The following is a 13,262-nucleotide window of genomic DNA, read 5'->3' as shown; positions in this document are numbered from 1 at the left end:
GTGGCCAAGCGGGTCGCCTGGCCAAGGCGCGGTCGAACGGCCAGTCAGTCGAGCCGGCCAAGGAAGCAACCGACAGCCGGCAGCGAAAGCGCTTCCTCCTCGCCGGCAGCGCTGCCAGCCAGGACAGCGGCGACAGCGCCAATATCCGGCGGCAAGGGCCAATTCGCCTGCTCTCCAGCGAAATTGAAGACGCAGAGCAGTCTCTGCCCGCCGCCTTCGCGGATGAAGGCCAGCACGTCGCCTTCGGCGTCGAGAAAGCGGATCGAACCGTTGACCAGCGCCGGATGGCGCCTGCGCAAGGCGAGCGTCGAACGGTAGGCGGACAACACCGATTGCTCGCTGCCGTTCTGCACATCGGCGGCGCGGGCGCGATGGCTGGCGGGGACCGGCAGCCAGGGTTTGCCCGTCGAGAAACCCGCATTGTCGGCGCCGGCTTCCCAAACCATCGGCGTGCGGCAGCCATCCCTGCCCTTCACACCGGGCCAGAAACGGATGCCGACGGGATCGCGCAGATCCTCATAGGCAAGCTCCGCCTCCTCCAGGCCGAGTTCCTCACCCTGATAGAGGCAGATCGAACCGCGCAGGCAGGCGAGCAGCATGATCGAGAATCTGGCCACCGCCTCGGCATCGCCATCCGGCGCTGTCCAGCGGCTGACATGGCGCACCACGTCATGGTTGGAAAACGCCCAGCAGACCCAGCCTTCGGCAACCGCATGTTCGAAGGCCTCGACGCAGCCGCGCACATGCGCCGCCGAGAACCGCGGACCGAGCAGGTCGAAGGTGTAGCACATCTGCAGCTTGTCGCCGCCGGAGGTGTAGGCGGCCAGCGTCTGCAGCGAGCGGCTCTCATCGCCGATTTCGCCGACGGCGGCGCGCTCTGGATATTCGTCGAGCAGCGCCCGGAAACGCCTGAGGAAAGCCAGGTTCTCCGGCTGCGTCTTGTCGAACAAATGCTCTTGGTAGAGGTAGGTGTTGGTCTCGCCATTGGTGCCGGCGACGCTCGACGCCAGGGGTGGATTGCTGCGCAGCCAGCGGTCGTGGACATAATAGTTGACGGTGTCGAGCCGGAAACCGTCGACGCCGCGCTCCAGCCAGAAGCGCACCGTGTCCAGCAGCGCGTCCTGGACCTCCGGATTGTGGAAATTCAGATCGGGCTGCGAGGCGAGGAAATTGTGCATGTAATATTGCCGGCGGGTCGAATCCCACTCCCAGGCCGGGCCGCCGAAGACGGACAGCCAGTTGTTGGGCGCATTGCCGTCGGGTTTCGTATCGGCCCACACGTACCAGTCGGCCTTGGGATTGTCGCGGCTGGCGCGGCTCTCGATGAACCATTCGTGTTTGTCGGATGAGTGCGACAAGACCTGGTCGATGACGATTTTCAGGCCCAGCCGGTGCGCCTCGGCGACCAGAGCGTCGAAATCCTCCAGTGACCCGAACATCGGATCGACGTCACGATAGTCCGACACGTCGTAGCCCATGTCGGCCATCGGCGACTTGAAGAAGGGCGAGAGCCAGACGGCATCGACGCCGAGCGAGGCGATGTGGGCAAGCCGCGCGGTGATACCCTTGAGATCGCCGCTGCCGTCGCCGGTCGTGTCCTGGAAGGAGCGCGGATAGACCTGGTAGATGACGCAGCCGCGCCACCATTCGGCCCCCTGCCCCGCCCGAGGGTCGGCATTGTTGTCGGCCATCACGAACCCTTCCTGGGGCGACCCTTGGCGGTCGGGCGCGAACTGGTTTTTTTCGCATCGGAATGCCCGAATCCCGGCTGCCACTTTTCGGTCCGATGCTCTGCCATGAAATGGACGCTGCGGCCCGGCAGCGGCCGCGCAAGGTCGATCGCCTGCGTCTCGATCGCCGGCTGCCATCGGAAACCTTCCCGCGCGGGCAAGGTGAAGACGCATTGGCGACGATCGCCATTGATCATGACGGCAATGTGGTCGCCGCCTGCATCACCCAACAGCATGACGAGGCGGTGTCGCGCGGGGTCGTTCCAGTCCGCCTCGGCAAGCGGCATACCGGTTTCGGTCAACCAGGCGACGTCGGGGATGCCTGTCGCATCGGCCGGTTGTCCCGTCAGGAAATCGGTATCCGACAAAGCGGGGACGGTACGGCGAAGCATGCCGAGCGCCGATGCGTAGCGCTCCAGCGCCTGGTCGCGGCCGGCCCAGTCGAGCCAGGTGATGGCATTGTCCTGCGCATAGGCATTGTTGTTGCCCTTCTGGGAGCGGCCGAACTCGTCGCCTGCTGTCAGCATGATGGTGCCGCGCGAGGCAAACAGCGTGGCGAGCAGCGCGCACTGGTCGTCGAAGCGCGCCCTGGTGATCGCCGTACTGTCCGTCTCGCCCTCGGCGCCATTGTTCCAGGACAAATTGTCGTTGTGGCCGTCGCGGTTCTGCTCGCCATTGGCCGCGTTGTGCTTGCGCTCATAGGCGACGATGTCGGCCAGCGTCATGCCGTCATGGGCGGCGATGAAATTGATCGTGCGGCTGGCCGGCTGGCCGGCCTTGCCAAAAACATCGGACGAACCGGCAAGCCGCGTCGCCAGCGCTCCTACCGCGCCGGCATCGCCTCGCCAGAAGCGCCTGGCGTCGTCGCGATAGCGGTCGTTCCATTCGAGGAAGCGCGGCGGGAAGTTGCCGAGCTGGTAGCCGTCAGGGCCGATATCCCAGGGCTCGGCGACCAACACGCGATCGGCAAGGACGGGATCGCCGGCGATCACCGCGAGCAAGGGCGCCGCGGGATCGAACACGCCGTCGACGCGGCCCAGCACCGGCGCCAGATCGAAGCGGAAGCCGTCGACGCCGGCATTGCAGACAAAATGCCGGAGGGTGTCGAGCACCATGTCCCGCACCGCCGGATGATCGCAGGCGACGGTGTTGCCTGTGCCGGTGTCATTGACCAGCCTGCCATCCGGCTGGTGCCGATAGTAGGCCTGGTTGTCGAGGCCGCGCAGCGACAGCGTCGGCCCCAGCCGGTCGCTTTCGCCCGTGTGGTTGAAGACGAGGTCGAGGATGGCGCCGATGCCGGCCTTGCGCAGCGCCGCCACGGTGTCGCGCAATTCCCCGAGGCCGCCGGGCGCAAGACGCGGGTCGAGCGCCATGAAGGTGACGGGATTGTAGCCCCAGGCATTGCTCAGGCCCAGCGGCGGCAGGTGCCGCTCGTCGATCGACGCCGTCACCGGCATCAGTTCAACGGCCGACACGCCGAGCCTTTGCAGATGCTCGATGACGACAGGATGAGCAAGTGCCGCGATCGTACCGCGCCGCGCTGGCGGAATGTCGGGATGCAGCTTGGTGAAGGCGCGCACAGGCACCTCGTAGATCAGGCCGCCCGGTCGAAACAGCGGCGGCAACACAGACACCGCTTCGGGCAAGGCTCTCGCCAGGGTCTTGGGCATCAGCGGCGCGGTGTCTGCGCCCTCGTTGCGCCGCGCGGCGAGCCGCCAGTGATAGGCGTATGGCCGGTCGATTTCGACGGCATAGGGATCGGTAAGCAGCTTGTCGGGGTCGAACCACAACCCGCGCTCGGGCGCATAGTCACCGTCGGCGCGGAAGCCATACCGCGTCCCCGAGGCAAGGCCGGGAACGAAGAGCGCATGCACCCCCTCGCCTTCCGGCTGCAACTCCAACCGGTCGAGTTCGCGGTTTCCCTGCCCGTCGAAGATCGACACCCAGAGGCGGCGCGCCGACGAGGACCAGACTGCGAAGCGGATGCCCTCGCGGGTGACGGTGGCGCCGAGTTGGGTCATGGGAGCGCCTCACCTTCTCCCCTTGTGGGAGAAGGTGGATCGGCACGCAGCGCCGAGACGGATGAGGGGTGTTGGAAGGAATAAGGCGCCGGTGTTCTGGGCGTCGGTTTGCGCCAAGCTGGAGCACCCCTCATCCGTCCGAGCTTCGCTCGGCCACCTTCTCCCACAAGGGGAGAAGGGGGAGCCTCCGCCTCCACCCTCAAGTAATCACGCTCGGCTTGTTGCGGCCGGTGCGGCTCTTGATCCCGGCAATGTCGTCGGCGGCCGCGATGAGGTCGGCAAGGGCTGCCTGCGTGTCGAGATCGTGCCTGGCCTTGTCCGGCTCGTAGCGCTCGATGTAGACGCGCAAAGTCGCGCCGGACGTGCCGGTGCCGGAAAGCCGGAAGACGACGCGCGAGCCACCTTCGAACAGGATTCTGATACCCTGATGCTCGCTGGTCGAACCGTCGACCGGGTCGTGATAGGCGAAATCGTCGGCCTTGGCGATCTTCAGGCCGCGCACGCTGGTGCCGGGCAGCGAGCCGAGCTTGCCACGCAGTTCATCGACCAGAGCGTTGGCGCGGTCGCTCTCGACCTCCTCATAGTCGTGGCGGGAATAGTAGTTGCGCCCATAGGCCGCCCAGTGCTCGGTGACGACCTGCTTGCAGCTTTCGCCCCGCGCGGCGAGGATATTGAGCCAGAGCAGCACCGCCCACAGGCCGTCTTTTTCGCGCACATGGTTGGAGCCGGTGCCGGCGCTCTCCTCGCCGCAGATCGTCGCCATGCCGGCATCGAGCAGATTGCCGAAGAACTTCCAGCCGGTCGGCGTCTCGTAGATAGCGATGCCGAGTTTTTCGGCGACACGGTCGGCGGCGCCACTGGTCGGCATCGAGCGGGCGATGCCCTTCAGCCCGTCCTTGTAGCCGGGCGCCAGACGGGCATTGGCGGCAAGCATCGCCACCGAATCCGACGGGGTGACGAAAATGCCCTTGCCGATGATCAGATTTCGGTCGCCGTCACCGTCGGAAGCGGCACCAAAATCCGGCGCGTCCGGCCCCATCATCTCGTCATAGAGATGCTTGGCGTGCACCAGGTTCGGATCCGGATGATGGCCGCCGAAATCCGGCAGCGGCTTGAAGTTGCGGCAGGTGCCGCTGGGCGCGCCAAGCCGGTTCTCGAGGATTTCCTTGCCATAGGGACCTGTCACCGCATGCATGGCGTCGAAGCGCATGCGGAAGCCCGATTTGAACAGTCTGCGCAGCGCGTCGAAATCGAACAGGCTTTCCATCAGCTCGGCATAATCGGCGACCGGATCGATGATCTCGACCGTCATGCCGGCGGCCGTGACGGTGCCGATCGTATCGATGTCGATCGGATCGATGTCCGATATCTTGAAGCTCGCAATCGCCTTGGTCTTGGCAAAGATCGCATCGGTCAGCTTTTCCGGCGCCGGGCCGCCATTGCCGGCATTGTACTTGATGCCGAAATCCTCATGCGGGCCGCCGGGATTGTGGCTGGCCGACAGGATGATGCCGCCGAAGGTCTTGTATTTGCGGATGACATGCGAGGCGGCCGGTGTCGACAATATGCCGCCCTGCCCGACCATCACCTTGCCGAAGCCGTTGGCGGCCGCCATGGCGATTGCCGTCTGGATGACCTCGCGGTTGTAGAAGCGGCCGTCGCCGCCGATCACCAGCGTCTTGCCCTTGAAGCCGTCAAGCGCGTCGAAGATCGACTGGATGAAGTTCTCGGCATAGTGCTCCTGCTGGAACACGGGCACTTTCTTGCGCAGGCCCGACGTGCCGGGCTTCTGGTCTGAATAGGGCTTGGTGGGGACGGTCCGTATCATGCTTCAGGCAACCCTTTTCGAAAGCAGCAGGCGATAGAGTTCAAGATATTTTTCCGCGCTCTTGTCCCATGACACATCGCCCTTCATACCTTGGCGCTGGATGGTCTCGAAGGCCGCGGGATCGGCGTAGGCATCGACCAGGCGGCGTATGGCGTGCAGCATCGCGCCGCCATTGTTGGGAGCGAATTGGAACCCAGTCGCCACGCTGGCCGCCATAGCCGCTTCGTTGGCGTCGATGATGGTGTCGGCAAGGCCGCCGGTGCGGGCGACCACCGGCACGCAGCCGTAGCGCAGGCCGTAGAGCTGCGTCAGTCCACAGGGTTCGAAGCGGGACGGGATGATGATGGCGTCGCAGCCGCCCTGCATGGTGTGTGACAGCCCTTCGTCATAGCCGATGACCACGCCAATGCGGCCACGGTGGCGTGCGGCGGCGGCAAGCAGCGCGCCTTCGAGGCCCGCGTCACCGGAGCCCAGTATGGCCAGCCGCGCCCCAGTCGCGACGATGCCATCGATCACCGTCGCCAATATGTCCATGCCCTTCTGCCAGGTCAGCCGGCTGATGACGCAGACGATCGGGCTGTCGTCGCGGTCGAGGCCGAAACGCTCCTCCACGGCCGCCCTGTTCCGCGCCCGTGCCTTGAGCGTTGCGGCCGTATAGTTCGACACCAGATGCTTGTCCGTCTCCGGATCCCAGATGGCGGTGTCGATGCCATTGACGATGCCATAGAGATCGCTGGAGCGCATGTTGATCAGGCCGTCGAGTCCCATGCCGAATTCCGGCGAACGGATCTCCTGCGCATAGGTCGGGCTCACCGTGGTGATCGCCCAGGCCGCCTGCAGGCCAGCCTTGAGGAAGCCGACGCCACCATAATATTCGACGCCGTCAAGCGCCATCGCCACTGCCGGCAGGCCGAGTTCGCCGAAGATGCCGGCGCCGAACTGTCCCTGGAAGGCGAGATTGTGGACGGTCATCATCGACGGCGTGCCGACCGCCTTGCCGTAGCGCATATAGGCCAGCGTCATCGCCGACTGCCAGTCATGGGCATGGACGATGTCGGGCAGGTAGCCCGAGATGGCGCCGCCGGCGATATCGGCGCCGGCCTGGCTCAGGGCCGCGAAACGCCGCCAATTGTCCGGCCAGTCGGCGCCCGAAGCATTGCCGTAGGGACCGCCGGGACGGTCGAACAGATGCGGCGCGTCGAGCACGAAAAGGTCGAGCCCGGCAAGCTCGACGGCATGGATAGAGGCCTTGCCGCCTTGCAACAGCGGATATTGGTAGACGGCCTTGCGTTTCTTGAAGCCCTCCATCACCGCGGGAAAGCCTGGAATGAGCGTGCGCATGGTCACACCCTTGGCCGCCAGCGCGACGGGCAGCGCACCGGTCACGTCGGCAAGCCCGCCGGTCTTGATCAGCGGGAAGATCTCGGGCGTGACCGACAGAACCTGCATGCGTCTATCCCGATCCTGTCCAATTCTTTGTTTCCAGGCAATTCCCGCACGGAAACCCGTTTCGCACTTTTCGCGGAATTGCTCTAGAGCCCGAGTTTGTTGATCATGTCCTGCGTGACCAGGCAGATGCCCTTCTCCGAAACGCGGAAGCGCTTGGCGTCGAGCACGGGATCCTCGCCGACGACCAACCCCTCCGGTATCCTAACACCATGGTCAATGACGACGCGCTTCAACTTTGCGTTCCGGCCGACATGAACGTCGGGCAGCATGACCACCTCTTCCAGCGTCGAATAGGAATTGATGCGCGCGCCGGTGAAGATCAGGCTCTTCTTCAGCGTCGCGCCGGAGACGATGCAATCGCCCGAGACCAGCGAGGAAACGGCCGAGCCGCGCCGGCCATCCTCGTCATGGACGAATTTTGCCGGTGGCTTCAACTCGGCGTAGGTCCAGATCGGCCAGTCACGGTCGTAAAGGTCGAGCTCCGGCGTCACGTCGGTCAGGTCGATATTGGCTTCCCAATAGGCGTCGACCGTTCCGACATCGCGCCAATAGGCTTCGTTCTCGGCGGTCGAGCGCACGCAAGATTTGGTGAAACGGTGCGCGATCGCCTTACCGTGCTCGACGATATAGGGGATGATGTCCTTGCCGAAATCGCGGCTTGAGCCCGGCTCGGCGGCGTCGCGGCGCAACTGCTCCATCAGGAACTTGGTCCTGAAGACGTAGATGCCCATCGAGGCCAGGGCGAAGTCCGGATTGCCCGGAATGCCGGGCGGATCGGCCGGCTTTTCGACGAAGGCGATGATGTTGTCCTTGGCATCGACATGCATGACGCCAAAGCCCGTCGCCTCCATGCGCGGCACTTCGAGACAGCCAACGGTGACGTCGGCATTGGCGTCGACATGCTGACGCAGCATCATCTCGTAGTCCATCTTGTAGATGTGGTCGCCAGCCAGGATGACCATGTATTCGGGGCCGTAGGCCTCGATGATGTCGATGTTCTGGTAGACGGCGTCAGCCGTACCTTCATACCACTGCGTTTCCGAGACGCGCTGGCTGGCCGGCAGGATGTCGAAGCTTTCGTTTCGTTCCGGCCGCAGGAAGTTCCAGCCGCGCTGCAGGTGGCGGATCAGCGAATGCGCCTTGTACTGGGTGGCGACGCCGAGGCGGCGAATGCCGGAGTTGAGCGCATTGGAGAGCGCGAAGTCGATGATGCGCGTCTTGCCGCCGAAATAGACCGCCGGCTTGGCGCGACGGTCGGTCAGTTCCTTGAGGCGGCTGCCACGGCCGCCGGCCAGTACATAGGCCATGGCATCGCGCGCCAGCGGCTGGGTCCGTTTCAAGTCTGCCATTTCTACCCTCCCAATTTACTCAAGTCTCGCCCTGTTCGTCGGCCTCGGCCACGAGTTCGAGCATGATTGTCGACAGCGGCGGCAGAAGCATCGTCGCCGAGATGCTCTTGCCTTCCGCCCTTGCCTCGACCATGCCCCCATTGCCCATGCCGGACCCGCCATATTCGGATCCGTCGGTGTTGATGATCTCGCGCCACTTGCCGGCCTTCGGCAGCGGCACGCGATAATTGTCGCGCGGCACCGGCGTGAAGTTGGAGATGACGGCCACCGGGCTGCCGCCCGGCGCGTTGCGCACCCAGGCGAAAACCGAATTCTGGCTGTCGTCGACGATCAGCCAGGAAAACCCTTCCGGTTCGCAGTCGCGGCCGTGCAGCGCCGGGCGCGACCGATAGAGATAGTTGAGATCGCGCACGGTCTGCCAGACGCCGCGATGCGGGCGGAAATCGAGCAGATTCCAGTCAAGAGCGCGCGCCTCGCTCCATTCGCGGCGCTGCGCGAATTCCTGTCCCATGAACAAGAGCTTCTTGCCGGGGTAGCCCCACATGAAACCGTAATAGGCGCGCAAGGTCGCGAATTTCTGCCAGTCGTCACCGGCCATCTTGCCCAGCAGCGTGCCTTTGCCGTGCACGACCTCATCATGCGAGAGCGGCAGCACGAAATTCTCCGAGAAGGCGTAGGTCAGGCCGAAGGTCAGGTCGTTGTGGTGGTGCTTGCGGAAAATCGGCTCCTTGGAGAAATACTCCAACGTGTCATGCATGAAGCCCATGTTCCACTTGAAGCCGAAGCCCAGCCCGCCTTCATGCACCGGCGCCGAAACCTTCGGCCATGAGGTCGATTCCTCGGCGATGGTCATGACGCCGGGATGGTGGCCGTAGACCTCCTTGTTCATCTTCTGCAGGAAAGAGACCGCCTCGAGGTTCTCGCGGCCGCCCTTCTCGTTGGGGATCCACTCGCCGGCCTTGCGCGAATAGTCGAGGTAGAGCATCGAGGCGACCGCATCGACGCGCAAACCGTCGACATGATATTTCTCGGCCCAGAACAGCGCATTGTTGACTAGAAACGACACCACCTCGCGGCGGCCGAAATTGTAGATCGCTGTGTTCCAGTCGGGATGAAAACCCTTGCGCGGATCGGCATGTTCGTAGAGCGCGGTGCCGTCGAAATGGGCCAGGCCATGCGCGTCGACCGGGAAATGCGCCGGCACCCAGTCGAGGATGACGCCGACGCCGGCGCGATGCGCGCCATCGACGAAACGGGCAAAGCCGTCCGGATCGCCGAAGCGGGCCGACGGCGCGTAGAGGCCGGTCGTCTGATAGCCCCAGGACGGGTCATAGGGATGCTCGGAAATCGGCATGAACTCGACGTGGGTGAAGCCGGTCTCGACCACATAGGGGATCAGCCGGTCGGCCATTTCGTCCCATGACAGGAACGTGCCGTCGTCGTGAAGCTGCCAGGATCCGGCGTGGACTTCGTAGATCGAGACGGCCTCGCGCCGGGGATCGGCATTGCGCCAGTAGTTGCGATGCGCCTCGTCGCCCCACTCATGCGCCGGCGGCACGGCAACAACCGAAGCGGTGGCGGGACGCAGTTCGGATTTGAACGCAAACGGATCGGCCTTCAGCGGCAGCCTGACGCCATCGGGTCCAATGATCTCGTATTTGTAGGGTCGCCCGGCACCGATGTCCGGGATGAACACCTCCCATATGCCGGTGTCGCGGCGATCGCGCATCGTGTGGCGGCGGCCATCCCAGTCGTTGAAATCGCCGACCACCGAGACGCGTCTTGCGTTGGGAGCCCAGACGGCGAAATGCACGCCGGTGGCGCCTTCGTGCTCGATGACGTGCGCGCCAAGCTTGTCGAACAGCCTGAGATGCGACCCTTCGGCGATATAGTAGTCGTCCATCGGCCCCAGCACCGGGCCGAACGAATAAGGATCGGTCAGCCACCAGTCACCGCCGGCGTTGCGCGCGTGATAGCGCAGCGGCTGCCGCTTCTTAATCGACAGCCTGCCTTCAAAGAAGCCGGCATCGTCTCGCCTGGACAACGCACCGGCCTCGATGCCCGTCAGCGTATAGGCAGTGACGGCCTCGGCATGTGGAACGAAGCAACGGGCAAAGAGGCTTTTGCCGACCTCATGGACACCGAGGACCGCGAACGGATCTCCGTGCGTGCCGGCGACAATCGCCGTAACATCGCTGGCTGGCGCCAGTCCGTCCGGCCCGCTTGTCGCAGCGGTCACGCGCGGCTTCCTCATCAGGCAGTGTCCCTCCCAGGGCACCAGGTGTCTATTTCTGGTGATGTGAGTTCGCATTCAACCCAAATCACCGGGACCACATTGTTCGTGGCCTCATGCAATCACATCAGGCAGGTACGTTCCAGATTTCTTTCGCGTATTGGCGGATGGTGCGATCGGACGAGAACCAGCCGACGCGCGCGACGTTGCGGATTGCTCTGGCATACCAGTCCGGGCTGTTGCGCCAGACAGCGTCGACATCACGCTGGGCGGCGGCGTAGGCGTCGAAATCGGCGGCGACCATGAACCAGTCGCCGGTGTAGAGGCCGTTGATGAGGTCGCGGTAACGGTCCGGATCGTCCGGCGAAAAGACGCCCGAGGAAACGGCAGCGACCGCCTGTGACAGTTCGGGCGAGCCCTCGATCACGGCACGCGGGTTGTAGCCATTGCTGCGCCGTTCAGCGACCTCGGCCGTGGTCAGGCCGAAGATGAAGATGTTGTCGTCGCCGACGCATTCCTTGATCTCGACATTGGCGCCGTCGAGCGTGCCGATGGTCAGGGCGCCGTTGAGCGCGAACTTCATGTTGCCGGTTCCCGACGCCTCCATGCCGGCGGTCGAAATCTGCTCGGACAGGTCGGCGGCCGGCATCAAGACTTCGGCCAGGCTGACATTGTAGTTCGGCACGAACACCACCTTCAGCAAGCCGCGCACCGCCGGATCGCGGTTGATGACCCTGGCGACGTCATTGGCGAGTTTGATGATCAGCTTGGCGTTGTGGTAGCTGGGCGCCGCCTTGCCGCCGAAGAATTTTACGCGCGGCATCCAGTCGCGCTCGGGATGCGAGCGGATCTGGTCGTAGAGCGCGATCGCCTCGAGGATGTTGAGGAGTTGGCGCTTGTATTCGTGGATGCGCTTGACCTGGATGTCGAACAGCGCCGACGGGTCGACCTTGATGCCGAGCCGGTCGGCGACGAGATTGGCCAGCCGCGCCTTGTTCTGGCGCTTGACGCCCGCGAATTTCTCCCGGAACGCGCTGTCATCGGCAAAGCCGTCGAGCCCTTTGATGGCGTCGATATCGTCGAGAAAACGGTCACCAATCGCCTCGCGGGCGAGCGAGGTCAGGCCGGGGTTGCACTGGATCAGCCAGCGCCGCGGCGTGATGCCGTTGGTCTTGTTGTTGATGCGATCGGGATAGAGCTTGTGCAGGTCGGCAAACACCGTTTCCTTCATCAGCTCGGTATGCAGCGCCGACACACCGTTGATCGAATGCGAGCCGACAAAGGCCAGATTGCCCATGCGCACGCGGCGGTCGCCATTTTCCTGGATCAGCGAAATGCGGCTGATCTGCTCGCCCGAGAACTGGTCGGTGGCGCGTGCCTCCAGAAGCACCTGCGCGTTGATGGCGTAGACGATCTGCATATGGCGCGGCAGAAGCCGCTCGAACAGCGGCACCGGCCAGCTTTCCAGGGCTTCGGGAAGAAGCGTGTGGTTTGTGTAGCCGAAGGTGCGTTTGGTGATGTCCCAGGCGAGGTCGAAGTCCATGCCGTGGACATCCATCAAGAGCCGCATCAGCTCCGGCACGGCGATCGCCGGGTGGGTGTCGTTCAAGTGGATCGCCGCCTTGTCGGGCAGCGACTTCAGGTCGCCATACTGGCTGAGATGGCGCTGCACGATGTCCTGCAGCGAGGCGGTCGAGAAGAAATACTCTTGCCGCAGCCTGAGCTCCTGCCCGGCCATGTGGGAATCGGCGGGGTAAAGCACGCGCGACAGTGCGTCCGCCTTGTTGCTTTCGGCGAGCGCGCCGATGTGGTCGCCGGCATTGAACTTGTCGAGCAGGATCGGATCGACCGGCATGCCCGACCACAGCCGCAGCGTGTTGACGCGGTTGCCCCGCCAGCCGACGACAGGCGTGTCGTAGGCGACAGCCAGGACATGTTCGGTCGGCTTCCAGACGTGGCGCTCGAGCCGGCCGTCCTTCGACGTGATGGACTCCACCGAACCGCCGAAGCCGACTTCGAAGGAGCGTTCGCGCCGTTCGAACTCCCAGGGGTTGCCGTGATCGAGCCATGTCTCGGGCAGTTCCACCTGCCAGCCGTCGTGGATCTCCTGACGGAACATGCCGTTGGCGTAGCGGATGCCGTAGCCATGCGCGGGAATGTCGACGGTCGCCATGCTTTCCATGAAGCAGGCGGCAAGCCGGCCAAGGCCGCCATTGCCGAGCGCCGCGTCGGGTTCCAGCGCCGCGATGAGATCGAGGTCGACGCCGAGCGACGACAGCGCCTCGCGCATATTGGCCATCAGGCCAAGATTGGAGAAGGAGTCGCGCATCAGGCGGCCGATGAGGAACTCCAGCGACAAATAGTAGACGCGCTTTTCCTGCTGGTCATAGGCCTCTTTGGTTGCCTGCATCCAGCGATCGACGATGCGGTCGCGCACGACCTTGATCGAGGCAGTCAGCCAGTCGTACTGGGTCGCAACGGTGGTGTCCTTGCCGACCCGGTATTTGAGGGCCACCAAGACTTCCCTTGCGAGCGTCTTCGGATCAGGATTTTCGAGCAGGGGCGGAAGGGTTTCGGATGTCATTGCGCGCGTCATGCTGCCTCTCGTGCGGTTGCAACGATCATACCGGCTTTCACCATTCATCCCAGCCC

At 64.1% G+C, this 13,262-nt stretch carries 7 protein-coding genes; all 7 read right to left on the bottom strand.

Going from position 1 to position 13,262, the window contains the following annotated elements:
- Positions 1-44: 44 nt before the first annotated feature.
- The 7 genes from CK226_RS06400 to CK226_RS06370 all read right to left on the bottom strand — a co-directional run bounded on the left by CK226_RS06400 (position 45) and on the right by CK226_RS06370 (position 13,206).
- Positions 45-1,691 carry an alpha-glucosidase family protein gene (locus tag CK226_RS06400; RefSeq protein ID WP_095791356.1) on the bottom strand — a complete coding sequence of 549 codons (1,647 nt, stop codon included), beginning with the start codon at positions 1,689-1,691 and terminating at the stop codon, positions 45-47.
- On the bottom strand, positions 1,691-3,751 hold the full coding sequence (gene glgX, locus CK226_RS06395) for a glycogen debranching protein GlgX (protein WP_095791355.1): 2,061 nt from the start codon (positions 3,749-3,751) through the stop codon (positions 1,691-1,693). The genes CK226_RS06400 and glgX overlap by 1 nt, the downstream gene beginning before the upstream one ends.
- 199 nt (positions 3,752-3,950) lie before the next feature.
- A complete protein-coding gene (locus CK226_RS06390) occupies positions 3,951-5,579 on the bottom strand; it encodes an alpha-D-glucose phosphate-specific phosphoglucomutase (RefSeq protein WP_095791354.1) in 1,629 nt (542 codons plus the stop codon).
- Between the two features lie 3 nt (positions 5,580-5,582).
- The gene (gene glgA, locus CK226_RS06385) at positions 5,583-7,028 is read right to left on the bottom strand and encodes a glycogen synthase GlgA (RefSeq protein WP_095791353.1); all 1,446 of its coding nucleotides are present in this window, start codon (positions 7,026-7,028) and stop codon (positions 5,583-5,585) included.
- Positions 7,029-7,111: 83 nt separating this feature from the next.
- On the bottom strand, positions 7,112-8,377 hold the full coding sequence (glgC, locus tag CK226_RS06380; RefSeq protein ID WP_095770822.1) for a glucose-1-phosphate adenylyltransferase: 1,266 nt from the start codon (positions 8,375-8,377) through the stop codon (positions 7,112-7,114).
- A gap of 19 nt (positions 8,378-8,396) precedes the next feature.
- Positions 8,397-10,631 (bottom strand): 1,4-alpha-glucan branching protein GlgB, encoded by a 2,235-nt coding sequence (glgB, locus tag CK226_RS06375; protein WP_095791352.1) that lies wholly within the window; start codon positions 10,629-10,631, stop codon positions 8,397-8,399.
- Positions 10,632-10,737: 106 nt separating this feature from the next.
- The gene (locus CK226_RS06370; protein ID WP_095791351.1) at positions 10,738-13,206 is read right to left on the bottom strand and encodes a glycogen/starch/alpha-glucan phosphorylase; all 2,469 of its coding nucleotides are present in this window, start codon (positions 13,204-13,206) and stop codon (positions 10,738-10,740) included.
- Between the last annotated feature and the right edge of the window lie 56 nt (positions 13,207-13,262).

Origin of the sequence: Mesorhizobium sp. WSM4311 (genome assembly GCF_002295115.1) — a bacterium.
GTDB lineage: Bacteria > Pseudomonadota > Alphaproteobacteria > Rhizobiales > Rhizobiaceae > Mesorhizobium.
This window is presented reverse-complemented; position numbering and strand designations above follow the sequence as displayed.

What these genes read in the sequence shown, in the direction of transcription:
- CK226_RS06400 (WP_095791356.1), bottom strand. Translation starts at nt 1,691, where the DNA reads ATGGCCGACAACAATGCCGACCCTCGGGCGGGGCAGGGGGCCGAATGG.
- glgB (WP_095791352.1), bottom strand. Translation starts at nt 10,631, where the DNA reads ATGAGGAAGCCGCGCGTGACCGCTGCGACAAGCGGGCCGGACGGACTG.
- glgX (WP_095791355.1), bottom strand. Translation starts at nt 3,751, where the DNA reads ATGACCCAACTCGGCGCCACCGTCACCCGCGAGGGCATCCGCTTCGCA.
- glgC (WP_095770822.1), bottom strand. Translation starts at nt 8,377, where the DNA reads ATGGCAGACTTGAAACGGACCCAGCCGCTGGCGCGCGATGCCATGGCC.
- CK226_RS06390 (WP_095791354.1), bottom strand. Translation starts at nt 5,579, where the DNA reads ATGATACGGACCGTCCCCACCAAGCCCTATTCAGACCAGAAGCCCGGC.
- glgA (WP_095791353.1), bottom strand. Translation starts at nt 7,028, where the DNA reads ATGCAGGTTCTGTCGGTCACGCCCGAGATCTTCCCGCTGATCAAGACC.
- CK226_RS06370 (WP_095791351.1), bottom strand. Translation starts at nt 13,206, where the DNA reads ATGACGCGCGCAATGACATCCGAAACCCTTCCGCCCCTGCTCGAAAAT.